This is a genomic window from Streptomyces sp. NPDC026301, from assembly GCF_055567935.1.
In genome coordinates this window covers 106962-122187 of sequence record NZ_JBVHPN010000002.1, presented here as the reverse complement: position 1 = coordinate 122187, position 15226 = coordinate 106962, and the positions used below count along the sequence as shown (strand labels likewise).

The following is a 15226-nucleotide window of genomic DNA, read 5'->3' as shown; positions in this document are numbered from 1 at the left end:
GGTCGGGAGCGCGCACGGGCCGGCCGAGAGGACCGCCGCGGCTCGCTCGCTCCGCTCGCTCATTGTCGTACTACTTCCGCAGCTCGATGACGGTCTTGCCGATGCGGATCGGGGCTCCCAGCGGGATCGGCGTCGGAGTCGTCAGCCGGGTCCGCTCGAGGTAGGTGCCGTTCGTGGACCCGAGGTCCTCGACGATCCACTGGCCGTCACGGTCCGGGTAGATCCTGGCATGCCGGCTGGAGGCGTAATCGTCGTCCAGCACGATCGTGGAGTCGTGTGCCCGGCCGAGACTGATGGTCTGGCCCTGCAGGGCGACCGTCGTGCCCGTCAGGGTCCCTTCGGAGACCACCAGTTTGGTGGGAGCGCCGCGGCGCTGGCGGTTGTTGCCGCCGCGTCCGCTCTCCTGGCGACGCTGCGCCTGCGGCGGTGCCGCCGTCTGCCGCTGTGCGCCTCGCTGCTGCTCCTGGCCCCCGCGACGGGCGGCGCCGCGCTGCGTGACGCGCGTGCCGAACAGATCGCTGCGGATGACCTGTACGGCCACGATGACGAACAGCCACAGTACGGCGAGGAAACCCAACCGCATGACCGTGAGGGTCAGCTCTGACATTGCCCCCGCTTCACCCTTCGGCTTGCCGGTAAACGATGGTGGTGCTGCCCACGACGATCCGCGAGCCGTCGCGGAGCGTAGCGCGGGTGGTGTGCTGCCCGTCCACCACGATGCCGTTCGTCGACCCGAGATCCTGGATCGAGGAAGGCGATCCGGCCCGGATCTCGCAGTGCCGCCGCGAGACCCCCGGATCGTCGATGCGCACATCGGCGTCGGTGCTGCGGCCGAGAACCAGCGTCGGACGCGAGATCTGATGGCGGGTGCCGTTGATCTCGATCCAGCGCCGGGTCTGGGCCTGCGGCTGCGGGCCCGCTGTGGGGCGCGCGGCCGGCGGAGCACCGGGCGGCGGGGACGAGGGCATGGGGGGCGGGCCCACGTGTCCGCCGCCGGGCCGGCCGGCCCGGGCCGCGCCTGCACCCTGGGGTGCGGCGCCTCCCTGCTGGGACGTGCTGGCGGCGAGGGTACGACTGCGCACGCGGTACAGGCCGGTGTCCAGGTCCTCGGCCTTCTCCAGGTGGACCTTGATGGCACCCATGAACGTGTAGCGCTGCTGCTTGGCGTAGTCCCGCACCATGCTGGACAGCTCGTCGCCGAGCTGCCCGCTGTAGGGGCTGAGGCGCTCGTAGTCCGGAGCGCTCAGTTCCACGATGAAGTCGTTCGGGACGACGGTCCGGTCGCGGTTCCAGATCGTGGCGTTGTTGTCGCACTCACGCTGGAGCGCGCCCGCGATCTCCACGGGCTGCACCTCGGACTTGAACACCTTGGCGAAGGTGCCGTTGACGAGGCCCTCGAGACGCTGCTCGAAGCGTTTAAGTACTCCCACGGGGCACCTCCTTCCTCAGTCTTCTTCAGGGTCGTCCCTGTACTGCTTACTGATCGTATCCACGCGTCGGGAAAACAGCTGGTTCCCCTTTCCCGCCCAGAGGACGAGTGTCGCCTCTCACAAGGTTGCCCACGCTCGCCGTCCGATGCTGACTGCGATCGTAGATGCGGCCGCACGACAGTGTCCCGCAACTGCCGACCTCCTCGGGCGGGCGGGGCCGTTGAGGGGGCACGCGGTGCACGGATGGACCTTTGCGGCGGGCGCCGTACTGACGCGACGGGGAGGATTGGATGTCCGCGGCGGGGCCGGGCGGGTGACGGCCCGGAGGGCGGCACGGCTGACGGGTCCATGACCTGCCGGGGCGGTGGCCTGCGGAGAACGGGTGTGAAGGCACCCCTCGCAGCGTGCTAATGTTTTCCATGTCGAAAGGCGCTCCCGCCGAAGACCCGGACCGAAGGGCCCGGATCCCCGGTGAGAGAATCGAACGACAACACCCATGCGCGGGTGGCGGAATAGGCAGACGCGCTGGATTCAGGTTCCAGTGCCCGAAAGGGCGTGGGGGTTCAACTCCCCCCTCGCGCACAGAGGACCCCCGGTCCCGGAGAGATCCGGACCGGGGGTTTTTCGTTGTCCGAAACCGCGGCGGGGGGGGGGGGGGGGGGGGGGGACAACCCCCCCCCCCCCCCCCCCCCCCCCCCCCCCCCCCCCCCCCCCCCCCCCCCCCCCCCCCCCCCCCCCCCCCCCCCCCCCCCCCCCCCCCCCCCCCCCCCCCCCCCCCCCTCCCCCCCCCCCCCCCCCCCCCCCCCCCCCCCCCCCCCCCCCCCCCGCGCCCACGAAGGCGGAGCCGAGGCCGGCCACCACGCTCCCCGCCGCGTTGGCCACGGCGAAGAAGCGCGCGCCGCCCTCGGCCAGCCGCAGCGTCTCGTAGGAGAACGTCGAGTACGTGGTCAACGCGCCGCACAGGCCGGTGCCGAGCAGCAGCTGTACCTGGGAGGACGCCCCGCCGGCGGTCACCGCGCCGGTCACCAGCCCCAGTACCAGGCAGCCGACGACGTTGACGGTGAAGGTGCCCCAGGGGAACACCGTGTCGTGGCGGGACTGGACGGCCCGGTCGGTGAGGTAGCGCAGCGGGGCCCCGGCCATGGCCCCGACGATCACGAGCAGCCAGTTCACCGCGCACGGCCCCCTTCACCGCGGTCGCGGCCGGTGTACCGGACGACCTCGCACGCGTCGACGACGACCAGCCCCTCGCCGACCACCTCGTCCAGCTGCGGCAGGAAGTCCCGTACCCGGTCCTCGGCATCGACGATCACGACGGCCACCGGCAGGTCCTCGCTCAGGGACAGCAGCCGGCTCGTGTGGATCACCGAGGAGGCGCCGAACCCCTCGATGCCGCGGAAGACGGAGGCCCCCGCGAGGCCCGCACGGTGGGCCCGGTGCACGATCTCGGAGTACACCGGCCGGTGGTGCCAGGTGTCGTTCTCGCCGACGAGGACGGTGACGCGCAGGACGGAGCCGGTGAGCCTCACTGCTGCCTCCAGGAGATGACACGGCGGGTGCCTGCGGCGGCGGTCGACACCGCCACCAGGGCCGCGAGCAGGGTCAGTGCCAGATACGCCAGGCCGGTGGCGGCCGCCCCGTGCGCGACCAGGCGCTGGATGTCCACGGCGTACGTGGAGAAGGTCGTGAAGCCGCCGAGCACGCCGGTACCGAAGAAGGGGCGGAGCAGGCGGTGCGCGGACCGGGCCTCGCTGATCACGACCATGAAGACGCCGATGACCGCGCAGCCGAGCACGTTGACGGCCAGCGTCGTCCACGGGAAGGCGCCGGCGGGGGTGGGCCACAGGAGCGCGGCGCCGTAGCGCGCCGCCGCTCCGACGCCGCCGCCGAGCGCGACGGCGGCCACGACGGGCCCCTGCCGCGGCCGCCGTGGGGCGCGGCGCGGCGGGGCGTGGAGATCGACGTCGGAGTCGACCGGTTCGTTCAGCATGGAGGGAGGAGACGTGGAGGGCTGGGGCGTGGAGAGGCGGGCCTCTGGCATGTGCACATGATCACCGCTCTTCCCAGCCTAGCCGCTGCCACCGTCAGGCGTTCAGCACACCCGCCCCGAGCAGGCCGAACAGCAGCACGCCGATGATCAGCCGGTAGACGACGAAGGCGTTGAAGGAGTGCTTGGCGACGAACTTCAGCAGCCACGCGATCGAGGCGTACGCGACGACGAAGGAGACGACCGTGCCCACCGCGAGCGGCAGCACGCTCACCCCGCCGCCGACCGCGTCCTTCAGCTCGTAGATGCCGGCGCCGGTCAGCGAGGGCAGGCCGAGGAAGAACGACAGCCGGGTGGCGGCGACCCGGTCCAGGTCCAGGATCAGCCCGGTGGACATCGTGGCGCCGGAGCGCGAGAAGCCGGGGAAGAGCAGCGCGAGGATCTGCGAGCAGCCGACGAGCATGGCGTCCTTGAAGGTGGTGTCCTCCTCGCCGCGCTTGTGCCGGCCCATCTGGTCCGCCGCCCACATCACACCGCTGCCGACGATCAGCGACCCCGCGACGACCCACAGCGAGGCGAGCGGCCCTTCGATGAGCGGCTTCGCGGCCAGCCCGACGATCACGATCGGGATCGTCGCCCAGATCACCCACCAGGTGAACTTGTAGTCGTGGTTGTCCCGCTGGTCGCGGTGGGCGAGGCCGCGGCCCCACGCGGTGAGGAACCGCACGATGTCGCGGAAGAAGTACACGAAGACCGCGGCGATCGCGCCGACCTGGATCACGGCGGTGAAGGCGACGACGGCCTTGTCGCCCACCGGGATGTCCATCAGCCCTTCGGTGATCTTCAGATGCCCGGTGGAGGAGACGGGCAGGAATTCGGTCACCCCCTCCACGATGCCGAGAACGACGGCCTGTCCGATGGTGATGGCGCTCAAGTTCCGTCCTTGCGGGAAGGCGATGGGGTGACGCTGCGGGGCGGCCTGCGTCACTCACGGACTCGGCGCGCGGCGCGCTCACGGAAACGTCCGCCCGCCACGGGTGTGGCGGACGGACGTGACTGTAGAGGATGGAAAAGACCTCCCGCCGGGCAGCCCGCCACGCTTCCGTCACGCGGGGGCCGCTGCGCGCCGGGCGGCGGCCGTCATCACTGCATCGGGAAGATGTCCCCGCTGCCCATGCTCGACTCCTGCTCCGCCTGGCTCTCCAGCTTGCGCGCCTTCTCCTGGAGCCGCTTGCGGTCCTGCGGATCGCTGGCCTGTTCCGCGGCCTGCGACAGTTCCTTCGCCTTGTCCCGCATCTGCCGGATCCGGCCGCCGACCTCACCGTCCATGCCCATGATCACTCCTTGCACGTCCGAGACACCACGTCCGAGACACCACGCCCGAGAAAAACGGGGCCCTCCCAGCGAACCAGCTCTCCGGGCCGGCCGCATCCCGGAGGCGTCCGGAGTGCCTACCGGCCTCCGGTTCGCCCACCGGCCGGTCATGCGGCGCGTGTCTCAGCCCGGCCAGGTCCCGGTCATGCGGCGCGTGGCGGTGGCTCCGCTGCGGTCCATGGCCGCCTTGACGACGGCGAAGATGGCACCCTGCAGCGCCGCCGCCAGCAGCACTTCCTTCCAGGTACGGTCCTCATCTCTCGCGCTCGGGGTGTCCTCCTCGTGCCCGATCCGCTTCCACGTCTGCTTGAACAGCGCCCCGGCGATCATGCCGCTGAGGGCGCCCAGCGCCACCCCGACGGGCGTGTACGCGATCTTCGCTGCGTTCATCGGGTCCTCCTGGTACGGGTACTGCGACGGCCGGCCCCACTGAGGCGGTGACCGCTCTGCGCGGCCCGGCCGCCCTGCTGATGCCGGCGTACCTGCAGCCAGACGAGGACCGCGGCGGCGGTCACGACCAGCACGGGAACGGGACCCCGCTGCGCCGCGTGGGCGGTCCTGTCCTGGATCCGGGCCCGCGAGTGCACGACGGCGTCCTGGACCTTGGCCTTGGCGTCGTCGGCCTTGTCCTGCGCCTTGGCCTTGGCGTCGCCGGCCTTCTCCTTCGCCCGCGCCTTCACGTCCGCCTTCGCGGCCAGCTCCTCGACGGTCCGGCCCAGCTCCTCGCGGGTGTGCTCCACCCGCTCCCGCAGCTGCTCCGGTGTGGGGGACTCGGACGCGTGCTTGTTCTGGGATTTACCGGTCATCGGTGGGCCTTCTCCTTCATCTCGGCGACGTCGGCCTTGACGCCGGCGATCGCCTGTTCGGGCGCCGGCGGGGTCGCCCGGGCGACCTGCTTCTTGCCGGTCAGCGCCAGGATTCCGGCGAGCGCCAGGAGTGCGCCGGTGATGATCAGGGCCGACGCCCATACCGGCAGTACCAGCGCGAGGGCGGCGATCATGGCGACCACCAGGGCTTCCAGCGCGAGGAAGCCGATCACGCCGGCGCCGCCGAACAGCCCGCCACCGAGGCCGAACCGCTTGCCCTTCCGCGCCATCTCCGCCTGCGCCAGCTGCAGTTCCTCGCGTACCAGCTGCGAGAGCTGCTGCGAGGCGCGGGAGACCAGCTCGCCCACCGACTCCTCGGTGTGCTGCGGCTGCGGCTGCGGCTCCGTGGACGGATACGTGGGCGTACCGCGCACCGTCGTCCGGTTCCCGGAAGTCCTCCCGGAAGTGTCCGTCACCGATTTCTCCGCAGTACTCATCACCGATCACCTGCCTTTCCGTGGCCGCGTTGTGCGGATCACGCTTCGCCCGGGGCCTCGGCCCGCCGGCGTTCCTCCTCGCTCCACTTCGTGGTGTCGCGCGGCTCCACGTACGGCTCCTCCTGGCCCGGATGGCCACCGGCGACCGCCCGTTCGCGGGCCAGCTCCGCGTCGAATTCCAGGCCGAGCAGAATGGCCAGATTGGTGATCCACAGCCAGACGAGAAAGATGATCACGCCGGCGAGGGTCCCGTACGTCTTGTTGTAGGAGGAGAAGTTCCCCACGTACACCGCGAAGCCCGCGGAGGCGAGCAGCCAGATGACCAGGGCCAGGAAGCTGCCGGGGGTCACCCATCGAGCGCCGCGGCCCTTCGCGTTGGGCGCGCCCCAGTAGAGGATCGCGATCATGGTCGTGACCAGGACCACGAGGACCGGCCACTTGGCGAACGACCAGACCATCAGCGCGGTGTCACCGATGCCCAGCGCCGTGCCCACCTGCCGCGCGAGCCCGCCCGTGAACACCACGATGAGCGCGCTGACGATGGTCAGCAACATCAGCACCACCGTCAGGGCGAGCCGCAGCGGCAGGGTCTTCCATATCGGGCGGCCCTCGGCGACGTCGTAGACGGCGTTGGAGCTGCGGATGAACGCCGCCACATACCCCGAGGCCGTCCACAGGGCGACCAGCAGGCCGACGACCGCCACCAGCGAGCCGACCCCGGCGTTGCCCTGCAGCTGCGTCACGGCGTTGGTGAGCACCTGCCGTACGGAACCGGGCGCCAGCCGGTGCAGCGTGTCCAGCACCTGCCGCCCCGCCGACTCGCCCGCGAGGCCCAGCAGGGAGACCAGTACGAGCAGCGCGGGGAACAACGAGAGCACGCCGTAGTACGTCAGCGCCGCCGCCCGGTCGGCCAGCTCGTCGTCCTTGAATTCCTTGACCGTGCCGCGCAGCACGGCCCACCAGGACTTCTTGGGCAGCTCTGTCGGCTCGTCGGGCGCCGCCCGCTTGACGAGCGGATCGGGTCCCGGCCGGTCGGCCTGCTCCGAGCGCGGAACCGGCTCCGTACCTGCTTCGTGCCGCGCCTCGGGTATGCGGGCCGTCGGTTCCCCGGGGCCCTCACCGGCGCGGCGAGCGGGGCCCTCCCGGCCCCCCGGTCGCGTTATCCGTGCCATACGTCGTGGGTAACCGCCCGCCCCGAACCGAAACGGATTCCGCGCCGCGGACCACGGGCCGGCATTTCCTCCCGAACGGTGCGACCGCCCCCGGATTTCACCCGCATGGCGGCCCCACACCCCCACTGACCAGCGACTCCCCCACTCCACATGCGAGCGCCCCACCACTGCGCCACCATACGAAACGGACGCGCGGAAGCCCCTGGGCACCTGCGCATTTCCCACGGGCCGGAATGCATCGCCGACTTTCCCCGGGACACGAGAAACTACTGGCAACTACTGGCAATTCCTGCGAACCGCTGGAATTCCTGACGCGTTGAGCAGCGTCCGCGCCGCCACCTCCAGGCCTTCCATCTGCCCCAGTTCCATGTCCTCGTGCTCGATGTTCACCGCCATGTCGGGGTCGACCCGCCGCAGTGCGTCCAGGAAGCGGCCCCAGAACGCCTCGTCGTGGCCGCGTCCCACCGCCACGAAGTCCCAGCTGGAGTCCTGTGGCCAGCGGTTGAGGGTGTGGTGGCCGCCGAGTCCGACCGGGTTGGCGGTGACCTTGGTGAAGCGGTCGTCCAGGACGCCGTTGACCCGGCACCGGTCCGCGTTGATCCGGGTGTCCTTGGCCGCGGCGTGGAATACCAGAGAACCCAGGTCCTCGATGGCCGCCACCGGGTCGATGCCCTGCCAGAAGAGGTGGCTGGGGTCGAGTTCGGCGCCGATGTGGGTCGCGTCGGTGCGCTCGACCAGCCGCTTCAAGGTCGCCGGGTTGAACACCAGGTTCTGCGGGTGCATCTCGATGCAGACCTGCACCCCGTGGGCGGCGGCCAGCTCCTCGATCTCCCGCCAGAAGGGGACGGCGACGGTGTCCCACTGGTAGGTGAGGGAGTCGAGGAAGGCGCTGTGCCAGGGGTTGACGTTCCAGGCCGGGGTGGTGCCGCTCGCCTCGGCGGCCGGCAGCCCGGACATGGTCACGACACGACGGATCCCGAGCAGGCCCGCCACCTGGATGGCGCGCCGCAGGTCGGCGGCGTGCGCGGGGCCCGCCACCGGGTCGGGGTCCAGCGGATTGCCGTTGACGTTGAGTCCGGTGAGCTCGATGCCGGTATCGGCGAACGGCTTCAGATAGGCCTCGGGGGTCAACGCTCCGGACAGCAGCATGTCGACCGGCAGATGCGGGGCCGGCAGAAAGCCGCCCGCGTTGATCTCGGCGCCGGTCAGTCCGAGTGAGGCGATGGCCGACAGTGCCTCTTCGAGGGGCCGGTCGTGCAGGATCGCCGTGTAGATACCCAGTTTCATCGCACAAGCTCCTTGGTGATGCGGTCGAGCATGAAGGCGAGGATTCGCGGTCGGGCATGAAGGCGGAGGATTCGCGGTCGGGCAGGAAAGCGGAGGATTCGCGGGCGCGTTCCTCCCAGGCGAAGCCACAGGCGGACCCGGTCGACCGCCGCCTCGCGGGCCCGAGGGCGGGAATTCAGGAGTAGCGGTTGCGGAGTTCCGTTTCGAGGGCTTCCAGGGAGCGGCCCTTGGTCTCGGGGACGTACCGCTTCACGAAGGCGAGAGCCAGGAGGCCGAACGCCACGAAGATGAAGAAGGTGCGGGAGATGCCGACCCCGGAGACCAGCGAGGGGAAGGCGAGCCCGATCGCGAAGTTGGTCAGCCAGAGCACCACGGCGGCGATGCCCATGCCGAAGGCCCGCATCCGCGTCGGGAAGAGCTCCGAGAGCATCAGCCAGGTGACCGGGGAGATCGCGCCCTGCTGGAACGCGAGGAAGGTGACGGTCATGGCGAGCACGGCGTAGGCACGTCCGTCGCCCGCCGGCATGGTGTACGAGAAGACGCCGATGAGCAACAGGGCGCTGGTCGTACCGATTTGACCGGCCATCAGCATGGGTCGACGGTTGACCCGGCCGAGCAGCCAGATGCCGGCGAAGGTGGCGAGAACGGAGATCACGCCGTTGGCGATGTTCGCCGTCAGCGCGCCTTCCGCGGCGAACCCGGCGTCGGTGAGGATCTGCGTGCCGTAATACATGATCGTATTGACGCCGGTGATCTGCTGTACGACGGCGATGCCGAAGCCCACCCACATCAGCCGGCGGATCCACGGGGTGGACTTGAGGTCCTGCCAGCCCCCCAGCTTCTCCTGCTCGTCCTTGACGGCGAGCGCGGTGACCTCGCCCAGCTCGGCCTCGGCCCGCTGCTCGGACCTGACCTGCTTCAGTACCTCGAAGGCGTCGTTGAAGCGGCCCTGCGCGGCCAGCCAGCGCGGACTCTCCGGCATCACCAGCATCCCGAACCACAGCACCACGGCGGGCACTGTCGCGATCACCAGCATCCAGCGCCAGACGCCGCCGGACTCGCCGCCGACGTGGGCGATGACCGCATTCGAGGTGAACGCCAGCAACTGCCCGCTGACGATCATGAGTTCATTGCGGGTGACGAGTGCGCCACGGCGCTCGGCCGGCGAGACCTCCGCGAGATACACCGGCACGGTCACCGACGCACCGCCCACCGCGAGGCCGAGCACGAAGCGCGCCGCGATCATCACTGCGGTGTCGGGCGCGAGTGTGGCGCCCAGCGCCCCCGCGAAGAACAGCACGGCGAGGAACAGGATGTTGCGGCGCCGGCCTCGGGCGTCCGAGAGCCTTCCGCCGACGACCGCCCCCAGGGCCGCGCCGAGCAGGAGAGAGCTGGTGACCAGGCCCTCCGTGAGGGGAGTGAGGCCGAGGTCGTCCTTCATGTACGGCAGTGCGCCGTTGATGACGCCGGTGTCGTAGCCGAAGAGCAGTCCACCGAAGGTGGCGATGACGGTGACGACCCGCAGCCGGCGTGTCACGGGGCGCGGTGTGTCTCCTGTGCGGGCGGGTGGTGCGGTGTGGGCCATCGCGTCGTCCCTGACGTCCATGGCCACCTCCTACCGATCGATCGGGTGTCGGGCTCCGGAAGGCCGCAGTCGGCCGGGCGGACGCGGGCACGGACGGCGACGGGCAGTACATCGACGGCGCCTTCGCCCCCTCACTCCTCGGGCCCCGTGGGTTCGGACCGGGAATCCGTGGGCGAGGGCAGTAGGCGATGACAGTGGGCCGACGACAGTGGCTGTCGCGCTCTACTAGCGCGCTCTAGTCCGCAGTATGATTGCCCTCGCGCAAATGTCATGTCAATAGGTCGTTGCGCAGAGCTTTCCCGCGTGATGCAGCTCGAAAGGATGGGGCAAAGATGGACATATCAGGCGAGCGGCGCCCCACCATGTCCGACGTCGCGGAGAAAGCAGGGGTGTCCAGAGCCCTGGTCTCCCTCGTCTTCCGCGACCGCCCGGGGGCGAGCCGGGAAACCCGCGAGCGCGTGCGGCGCGTCGCGGACGAGCTCGGCTACCGCCCCGACAACGCCGCCCGGCTGCTCGCCCGGGGCCGCAGCCGGACGCTCGGCGTGCTGCTCACCGTGCACCAGCCCTTCGACGCCGACCTCGTCGAGGCCGTCTACCCGGAGGCCGAACGGCGCGGCTATGACGTACTGCTGTCCGCCAACGCCCCCGGCCGCTCCGAGCAGAAGGCCGTCGAGGCACTGCTCAGCCACCGTTGCGAGGCGCTGATCCTGCTCGGCCCCGCCTCGGATCCCGCCTACCTCGACGCTCTCGGGCAGCGCACGGTCGCCGCATCGGTCGGCCGTCGCATCGTGGGCGCCCGCATCGACAATGTGCACACCGCCGAGGCCAAGGGGGTACGCCAGGCCATGGCTCACCTCATCGGCCTCGGCCATCGCCGGATCGTCCATGTCGACGGCGGCCGCGACCCGGGCTCGGCCGAGCGCCGCCGCGCCTACCGCGCGGCGATGCGCCGGCACGGCCTGGCCGCCGAAACACGCGTCCTGCCCGGCCGGCACACGGAGGACGCGGGCGTCGCGGCGGCCCGTCTGCTACTGGCGGAGGACAGCCTGCCCACGGCCGTCCTGGCGGGCAACGACCGTTGCGCGCTGGGCCTGTTGATGGCATTCACCCGGGCCGGCATCGACGTACCGGACGACCTCTCGGTCGTCGGCTACGACGACAGCCACCTGTCCCACCTCATGCCCATCGGCCTCACAACGGTCCGCCAGGACCCGGCCCTGCTGGCCGAGCGCGCCGTGCGCTTCGTCGTCGAACGGCTCGAAGGACAGGGGGTGGAGCCGCAGGAGGCGGTACTGGACCCGAAGCTGGTGGTACGGGCATCCACGGCGCCGCCTCGGAGCGGCGAGCCGCCAATCAGTACGAGAGCCCGGTAACCGTGTGACACGTTGACACCGCGGCGTGGGCCCCGGACGTACGGCTCTTACGCCTCGCCGATGCCCTGGAACCAAGTCGGCGCTTCCTCTTTGGCCAGCTTGATGCGGTGCAGGGCGAACTCGTCCAGCGGGGGCAGAGCGTCGAGTTCGAACCAGCCAACCTCGAGTGATTCATCGTCGTTGACACGGGCTTCGCCACTCTCCGCCCGGCAGAGAAAGCAGATGTCCATGAACTGGCAGCGGTCGCCGTTGGGGTACGTGACCGGCTGCAGCGCCTCGACCAGGAGGAGGCGTTCGGGGACGCAGTGGACGGCGGTTTCCTCGTGGACTTCGCGTACGGCGGTGACGGCGGGCTGCTCGCCCGGCTCGGGGATGCCGCCGATGATCGACCAGCGGCCGTTGTCGACGCGGCGTCCCAGCAGCACCCGGCCCTCGTCGTCGAAGACGATGGCGCTGACGCCGGGCATCCAGAGCAGCTGGTGGCCGGCGGTCGCGCGGATTTCGCGGATGAAGTCGGGTGTCGCCATGCCCCGCACCCTAACGACCATCCCGGGAGCGGACGAAACGCTTCCGGGGCGTTGCGGCTGAGCCGGCCTCGGCTACGCGGCTCCGTGGGCCGGCTTCGGCTGGAGGCCGAGGCGGGAGCGGATGCAGCGCACCGCGGCCTCCGCGTCGTCGACGGTGACGGTGAAGGTACGGCCGTCGCCGAGCCGGAGGATCACCGCCTCGCCGCGGCGCACGATCACGCCCGTGCCCTGTTCCGGGCGCCAGCGGTAGCCCCAGCCGCCCCAGTGGCAGGGCGTGACGCGGGGCGCGAAGTCGACGTCGACCACGTGCGAGAGCGGGATGCGGCGGCGCGGCAGCCCCATGTGCCCGCAGCGCACTTCCAGGCAGTCCTTGTCGACCCGCACGGCCACGTGCACGAAGGCGAGCGTGCCGAAGAGGACGAGCAGCCCGGCGGCGACACAGCCGACGACGGCCATCACCAGGGCGGTGAGGCCCGACGTCCAGGCGTTGTCGACCGCCAATTCGATGCCGAGCGCCATACAGGCCGCGCCGACCGCGGCCAGCAGCCACTGGAAGCGATTGGTCGCGCGCCCGTGCCAGACGTCGGGCACGGAGGCGCACGGCGCGTCGTCCCGCACACCGTGGGACTCCGCGGACGGCCGGTCAGGGGCGGGCGCGCCGCCGTGACCGTGCTCGGAGTGCCGGGCCGGGCGGGCGTCGCTGCTGTCGGGGGCTGCTGCCCCCTCCTGGGGGTGGTCCCTCATGGTTGGCAGCGTACGCGTACTGGCTCCGCCCGGCAGCGGGCAACGCGACTCTCTGTGACGCGTGAGACAGGAGGCACCGATTGCTCATACGGAGACGGAGCCGGTCGTTCGATTGGCGCGTTCCGTAACGGGCCGACCTCGTTGCGCCGCGTCCCCTGGGGCCCCCTGGGCTCCCTCCTAGCAGGCCGGTCCCGCGGCCGCCGGTTCGCCGATCGCGGGGATACCGGAGAGCAGCCTGCCCTCTTCGTAGGCGAGGGCCGCCTCCGGAAGCGCGGCGGTGCGCCCACTGAGGATCACGGTCAGATCGCCGCTGGGCGTGGCCGCCGGAGCCGGCTGGGCACCGATGCGGCGGAGCGCCTGGGCGGCGACGGCCTCGGCGGAACCGTGCAGCGTGAGCGCGGGCCCCTCCGGGCGCTGCAGCGCGTCCCTGATGCGGTCGGCGACCAGCTCGTAGTGCGTGCAGCCGAGGACCACGGTCCGTACGTCCGGTGGGGTGAGCGCCGCCGCGGCGGCGACCGCGGCGGCGATGGCCGCGTCGTCGGCCGCCTCGACCGCGTCGGCGAGACCGGGGCAGGGCACCTCGGCGACGTCGATGTCCGCCGCGAAGGCCCGGATCAGGCCGCGCTGGTACGGGCTGCCGGTCGTGGCGGGCGTGGCCCAGATCGCGACCGGGCCGCCGCCGGCCGCCGCCGGCTTGATCGCGGGGACGGTCCCGACGACCGGCAGCTCCGGCTCCAGCTCGGCGCGCAGCGTGGGCAGCGCGTGGACGGAGGCGGTGTTGCAGGCGACGATCAGGGCGTCCGGCTTGTGCGCCGCGGCGTTTCTGGCCACGGCGAGCGCGCGCTCGGTGAGGTCAGCGGGTGTACGCGGGCCCCAGGGCATGCCGTCGGGGTCGCAGGAGAGGACGAGGCCGGCGTCGGGGCGCATCCGCCGCACGGCCGCGGCGGCCGCGAGCAGGCCGGCACCGGAGTCCATGAGTGCGATCTTCACCCGGACACCTTACTCAGCGGGCCCCGGTACGGGCCGCACCGGGCCGGGTCCCGGGTGCCCGCCGCGCCATGGGGCAGACTGCCGGGGTGGCTGTGATGGCGTGGATCGCTGGGGCGTCTCTGGTGGCGTGGGTCTGGCTCCTGATGGGCCAGGGCTTCTTCTGGCGGACGGATGTGCGACTGCCACCGGGCACCGCACGTAGGCCGCCCTCGCGCACGGTATGCAGGGAGCGCGCCGTACCTACGGAGGCTGCGGGGACGGCACCTGTGGGCGGGCGGGGCGCAGACCCCGAAGAGCAGCCCGGCGAGGCGCCTCGGGAAGAGCCCGGCGAAGACCCCGGGGACTGGCCCTCCGTGGCCGTCGTCGTCCCCGCGCGGGACGAGGCCGAGGTACTGCCGGTGAGCCTGCCGTCCGTGCTGGCACAGGCGTACCCGGGGCGGGCCGAGGTCTTCCTCGTCGACGACGGCAGTACGGACGGGACCGGGGAGCTGGCCCGTGCGCTGGCCGCCGAGCGCGGCGGGCTGCCGCTGACCGTGGCCTCGCCCGGCGAGCCGGCCCCGGGCTGGACCGGCAAGCTGTGGGCCGTGCGGCACGGCATGGCGCTCGCCCGGGAGCGTACGGACGCGGAGTACGTACTGCTGACCGACGCCGACATCGCGCACGGGCCGGACAGCCTGCGCGCGCTCGTCTCCGCCGCCCGCACGGCCGACCTGGACCTGGTGTCGCAGATGGCGCGGCTGCGGGTCGCGGACTTCTGGGAGCGGCTGATCGTCCCGGCGTTCGTGTACTTCTTCGGGCAGCTGTACCCGTTCCGCTGGGTGAACCGGCCCGGCGCGCGTACCGCCGCGGCGGCCGGCGGCTGCGTGCTGTTGCGCCGGGACGCCGCCGAGCGGGCCGGGATCCCGGCGAGCATCCGGCACGCGGTGATCGACGACGTGACACTGGCCCGCGCCGTCAAGCGCTCCGGGGGCCGCGCGGGGTCGTCCACGGGGCGCATCTGGCTCGGGCTCGCCGACCACGTGGACAGCGTGCGCCCGTATCCGCGCCTGGCCGATCTATGGCGGATGGTGGCGCGCAGCGCGTACGCGCAACTCCTCCACAGCCCGTTGCTGTTGGCGGGCACGGTGCTGGGCCTCGCGCTGGTCTATCTGGTGCCGCCCGTCGCGCTGCTCACGGGCGCGGTGGGCGGCAGCGCGCCGACCGCGCTGCTCGGAGGCGCGGCGTGGGCCGTGATGACCGGAACGTACCTTCCGATGCTGCGCTACTACAGGCAGCCGCCGTGGACCGCTCCCCTGCTGCCGTTCACCGCGCTGCTGTACCTCCTGATGACGGTCGATTCGGCCGTGCAGCACTACCGGGGGCGCGGCGCCGCCTGGAAAGGGCGGACGTACGGGGCGCCGCCTACGGGGGCGGGGACCACCGCCCCCGGGGAGGCGTCCGAGGGCGCTTAGCGG

At 71.7% G+C, this 15226-nt stretch carries 17 protein-coding genes, 1 tRNA gene and 1 pseudogene; 3 read left to right on the top strand and 16 right to left on the bottom strand.

The annotated features are described in order from the left end of the window. Positions 1–70: 70 nt before the first annotated feature. Positions 71–607, bottom strand: coding sequence for an FHA domain-containing protein FhaB/FipA (locus ACZ4MH_RS03675; RefSeq protein ID WP_351586820.1), 537 nt, complete (start codon positions 605–607; stop codon positions 71–73). 10 nt (positions 608–617) lie between these two features. Next, complete coding sequence (locus ACZ4MH_RS03670; RefSeq protein WP_351586818.1) at positions 618–1430, bottom strand: DUF3662 and FHA domain-containing protein; 813 nt, start codon at positions 1428–1430, stop codon at positions 618–620. A gap of 498 nt (positions 1431–1928) precedes the next feature. On the opposite strand from ACZ4MH_RS03670, the gene ACZ4MH_RS03665 reads away from it, so the two are divergent. Beyond that, positions 1929–2012: transfer RNA gene (locus ACZ4MH_RS03665), tRNA-Leu, on the top strand. A gap of 243 nt (positions 2013–2255) precedes the next feature. Here ACZ4MH_RS03665 and crcB (ACZ4MH_RS03660) read toward each other — a convergent pair. The 11 genes and pseudogenes from crcB (ACZ4MH_RS03660) to ACZ4MH_RS03610 form a co-directional block, all read right to left on the bottom strand. Further along, positions 2256–2603, bottom strand: a pseudogene (gene crcB / locus ACZ4MH_RS03660) (fluoride efflux transporter CrcB); the annotation flags it as partial. Beyond that, the gene (locus ACZ4MH_RS03655) at positions 2600–2959 is read right to left on the bottom strand and encodes a DUF190 domain-containing protein (protein WP_351596992.1); all 360 of its coding nucleotides are present in this window, start codon (positions 2957–2959) and stop codon (positions 2600–2602) included. The pseudogene crcB (ACZ4MH_RS03660) and the gene ACZ4MH_RS03655, both read right to left, overlap by 4 nt. After that, positions 2956–3420 (bottom strand): fluoride efflux transporter CrcB, encoded by a 465-nt coding sequence (gene crcB / locus ACZ4MH_RS03650; RefSeq protein ID WP_467753976.1) that lies wholly within the window; start codon positions 3418–3420, stop codon positions 2956–2958. The genes ACZ4MH_RS03655 and crcB (ACZ4MH_RS03650) overlap by 4 nt, the downstream gene beginning before the upstream one ends. A gap of 94 nt (positions 3421–3514) precedes the next feature. Continuing rightward, on the bottom strand, positions 3515–4351 hold the full coding sequence (locus tag ACZ4MH_RS03645; protein ID WP_351600479.1) for an undecaprenyl-diphosphate phosphatase: 837 nt from the start codon (positions 4349–4351) through the stop codon (positions 3515–3517). 209 nt (positions 4352–4560) lie between these two features. Further along, positions 4561–4752 (bottom strand): DUF6381 family protein, encoded by a 192-nt coding sequence (locus ACZ4MH_RS03640; protein WP_351600478.1) that lies wholly within the window; start codon positions 4750–4752, stop codon positions 4561–4563. Between the two features lie 162 nt (positions 4753–4914). Then, positions 4915–5181 (bottom strand): DUF4235 domain-containing protein, encoded by a 267-nt coding sequence (locus ACZ4MH_RS03635; RefSeq protein WP_030251036.1) that lies wholly within the window; start codon positions 5179–5181, stop codon positions 4915–4917. Then, on the bottom strand, positions 5178–5597 hold the full coding sequence (locus ACZ4MH_RS03630; RefSeq protein ID WP_351600475.1) for a DUF3618 domain-containing protein: 420 nt from the start codon (positions 5595–5597) through the stop codon (positions 5178–5180). Before ACZ4MH_RS03630 ends, ACZ4MH_RS03635 begins: the two co-directional genes overlap by 4 nt. After that, a complete protein-coding gene (locus ACZ4MH_RS03625) occupies positions 5594–6073 on the bottom strand; it encodes a phage holin family protein (RefSeq protein ID WP_467753972.1) in 480 nt (159 codons plus the stop codon). The genes ACZ4MH_RS03630 and ACZ4MH_RS03625 overlap by 4 nt, the downstream gene beginning before the upstream one ends. Positions 6074–6132: 59 nt before the next feature. Then, positions 6133–7266 (bottom strand): YihY/virulence factor BrkB family protein, encoded by a 1134-nt coding sequence (locus ACZ4MH_RS03620; protein ID WP_351600473.1) that lies wholly within the window; start codon positions 7264–7266, stop codon positions 6133–6135. Positions 7267–7542: 276 nt separating this feature from the next. Further along, complete coding sequence (locus ACZ4MH_RS03615; RefSeq protein ID WP_351600471.1) at positions 7543–8553, bottom strand: sugar phosphate isomerase/epimerase family protein; 1011 nt, start codon at positions 8551–8553, stop codon at positions 7543–7545. A gap of 175 nt (positions 8554–8728) precedes the next feature. Further along, positions 8729–10159, bottom strand: a complete 1431-nt coding sequence (locus tag ACZ4MH_RS03610; RefSeq protein WP_351600469.1) for a sugar porter family MFS transporter — start codon at positions 10157–10159, stop codon at positions 8729–8731. A 311-nt stretch (positions 10160–10470) separates the two neighbouring features. Here ACZ4MH_RS03610 and ACZ4MH_RS03605 point away from each other — a divergent pair, with 311 nt between their 5' ends. Then, positions 10471–11511 (top strand): LacI family DNA-binding transcriptional regulator, encoded by a 1041-nt coding sequence (locus ACZ4MH_RS03605; RefSeq protein ID WP_351600467.1) that lies wholly within the window; start codon positions 10471–10473, stop codon positions 11509–11511. A gap of 47 nt (positions 11512–11558) precedes the next feature. Here ACZ4MH_RS03605 and ACZ4MH_RS03600 read toward each other — a convergent pair whose 3' ends face one another. From ACZ4MH_RS03600 to ACZ4MH_RS03590, 3 genes are all read right to left on the bottom strand, one after another. Beyond that, complete coding sequence (locus ACZ4MH_RS03600) at positions 11559–12038, bottom strand: NUDIX hydrolase (protein WP_351600465.1); 480 nt, start codon at positions 12036–12038, stop codon at positions 11559–11561. Positions 12039–12110: 72 nt separating this feature from the next. Beyond that, the gene (locus tag ACZ4MH_RS03595) at positions 12111–12782 is read right to left on the bottom strand and encodes a hypothetical protein (RefSeq protein WP_351600463.1); all 672 of its coding nucleotides are present in this window, start codon (positions 12780–12782) and stop codon (positions 12111–12113) included. 177 nt (positions 12783–12959) lie between these two features. Continuing rightward, positions 12960–13772: a glutamate racemase gene (locus tag ACZ4MH_RS03590; protein ID WP_351600461.1), complete on the bottom strand. Its 813-nt coding sequence runs from the start codon at positions 13770–13772 to the stop codon at positions 12960–12962. A 95-nt stretch (positions 13773–13867) separates the two neighbouring features. On the opposite strand from ACZ4MH_RS03590, the gene ACZ4MH_RS03585 reads away from it, so the two are divergent. Continuing rightward, on the top strand, positions 13868–15223 hold the full coding sequence (locus ACZ4MH_RS03585) for a glycosyltransferase (protein WP_351600459.1): 1356 nt from the start codon (positions 13868–13870) through the stop codon (positions 15221–15223). Positions 15224–15226 lie beyond the last annotated feature (3 nt).